Source organism: Agromyces binzhouensis (assembly GCF_004135055.1).
GTDB classification, from domain to species: Bacteria; Actinomycetota; Actinomycetes; order Actinomycetales; family Microbacteriaceae; genus Agromyces; species Agromyces binzhouensis.
Genome location: NZ_SDPL01000476.1, coordinates 1 through 2,158 on the forward strand (window position 1 = coordinate 1; position 2,158 = coordinate 2,158).

Consider the following 2,158-nt stretch of genomic DNA (forward strand, 5'->3'; position numbering starts at 1 on the left):
ACGCGGTCGGCGATCTCGGTGCGCACGCGCCGCTGGCGCTGTGGGTACGCGGTCGCCCGGCGGCGCTCACCGAGTCGCCCTCCGTCGCACTCGTCGGCGCGCGAGCTGCGACGGGGTACGGCGAGCACGTCGCGATCGAGGCGTCGGCCGGGCTCGTCGACCGCGGGTTCGCCGTCGTCTCGGGCGGTGCGTACGGCATCGACGGAACGGCGCACCGGTCGGCTCTCGCCGCCGGGGGGACCACGGTCGCCTTCCTCGCGGGCGGCGTCGACCGCTTCTATCCGGCCGGTCACGAGACGCTCCTCGGCCGAGTCGTCGAGACCGGCGCGGTCGTCTCCGAGCTCGCGTGCGGCGCAGCACCGACGCGTTGGCGGTTCCTCCAGCGGAACAGGTTGATCGCGGCCGCAGCCGGGGCGACGGTCGTGCTCGAAGCGGGCATGCGATCCGGGTCGCTGAACACCGCGGGTCACGCGGCGGCGCTCGGCCGCCCGCTCGGCGCCGTGCCCGGACCGGTCACGAGCCCGGCGTCGGCCGGTTGCCATCGCCTGCTCCGCGAGTTCGATGCGGTCTGCGTGACGGATGCCGCGCAGATGGCGGAGCTCGTCATTGGCGCCGGCGTCGGACTCGCCGACGGCCACGGCGCCGCGGTCGACGGCCCCGCGCCCGGAGCGCAGGTCGCGCTCGAGGGGCTGACCTCGGCAGAACGGCGGGTGCTCGATGCCCTCGCGGTCCGCCGCGTACGCACCATCGCCGAGCTCGTCCGATCGACCGGGCTGGCTCCGGGGGCCGTCATGGGTGCGCTCGGCGCGATGGACGCGACGGGCCTCGCGGCCCGGTCCGGCGAGGGTTGGGTTCGCCGACCCCCCGATTGAGGCTCGGCTTCACGTGGACGGTGGTTCTAGGCTGGCCGCGGAGGCAGACATGGATCATCCTCGGCTCGGCAGGTACCCCGCGGCACGACACGTGATCGCGCACCTCAGTGACACGCACCTCCTCGAGGGCGGTGCGCGACTCGGCGGGCGCGCCGACACCGTCACCCAGCTCGAACGCGCGTCGGAGCAGATCGCGCGCATGGCGGGCGGACTCGACGCGATCCTCGTCAGCGGGGACATCGCCGACCTCGGCGAGGACGACGCCTATCGTCGCGTCCGTGCCGCGCTCGACCCCGTCGCCGCGGCGACCGGCGCCCGCCTGATCTGGGTCATGGGCAACCACGACGAGCGCGCTCCATTCCGACGGGTGCTGCTCGACGACGACAGCGGGGACGAGAGCCCGGTGAACCAGGTCATCGACATCGACGGACTGCGCATCGTCGCCGTCGATTCGAGCGTGCCCGGCTACCACCACGGCATCCTCGAAGCCGAGACGCTGGACTGGCTCGACGCCGTGCTCGCGGAGCCCGCACCGAACGGGACGATCGTCGCGCTGCACCACGCCCCCATCGCGACCCCCCTGGCGCTGATGGACGTCCTCGAGCTCCGACGTCAGGACGAGTTCGCCGAGGTCCTCCGGGACCGCGATGTCCGCGCCATCCTCGGCGGGCACCTCCACTATCCGACGCAGGGCACCTTCGCCGGGATCCCCGTCTCCGTGGCCGGTTCGCTCGCCTACACGATGGATCTCTCCGCGCCCGCGCGGCACCTCGTCGGCATCGATGGGGGAAGGTCCTTCTCGCTCGTGCACTGCTTCGACGACGCCGTCGTCACCTCGGTGGTCCCCGTCGGGACGTTCGGCGAGATCACCAGCTTCGGCGAGCAGTTCCTCGCCGAGGTCGAAGCCCTCGACGAGGAAGGGCGGCTCGACCGCTTCTCGCGGAAGCGGGAATGGGTGACGGATGGCTGATCCGGCGGAGGGCGGCCCGTCGGGCACCCGGATGCGCACCGCCGTCCGCCCGACGCGGATGGACGACGCCGTCGACGCGTACCTCGGGCACGTTCGCCTCGAGCGCGGCTACTCGGAGCACACGGTCGCCGCCTACGCGTCCGATCTCGCCGACCTGACGCGATTCGCGGAGGCGCGGTCCGTCGACGGCGTCGACGGCGTCGACCTCGACCTGCTGCGCGACTGGCTGTGGGAGGCGACCGAGCGCGGCCTCGCCCGCGCCACCGTGGCGCGCCGCGCGGCATCCGCCCGGGGGCTCTGCGCCTGGCTCGAACGC

The 2,158-nt window shown here is 73.5% G+C and carries 3 protein-coding genes; all 3 read left to right on the top strand.

The features are described from left to right. The coding region (locus ESO86_RS15835) for a DNA-processing protein DprA (RefSeq protein WP_207207183.1) at positions 1 to 872 on the top strand (872 nt) is incomplete at its 5' end. A 49-nt stretch (positions 873 to 921) separates the two neighbouring features. Beyond that, entirely contained in the window at positions 922 to 1,842 is a 921-nt protein-coding gene (locus tag ESO86_RS15840) for a phosphodiesterase (protein ID WP_129235822.1), read from the top strand. Then, the coding region (locus ESO86_RS15845) for a site-specific integrase (RefSeq protein WP_165308036.1) at positions 1,835 to 2,158 on the top strand (324 nt) is incomplete at its 3' end. The genes ESO86_RS15840 and ESO86_RS15845, both read left to right, overlap by 8 nt.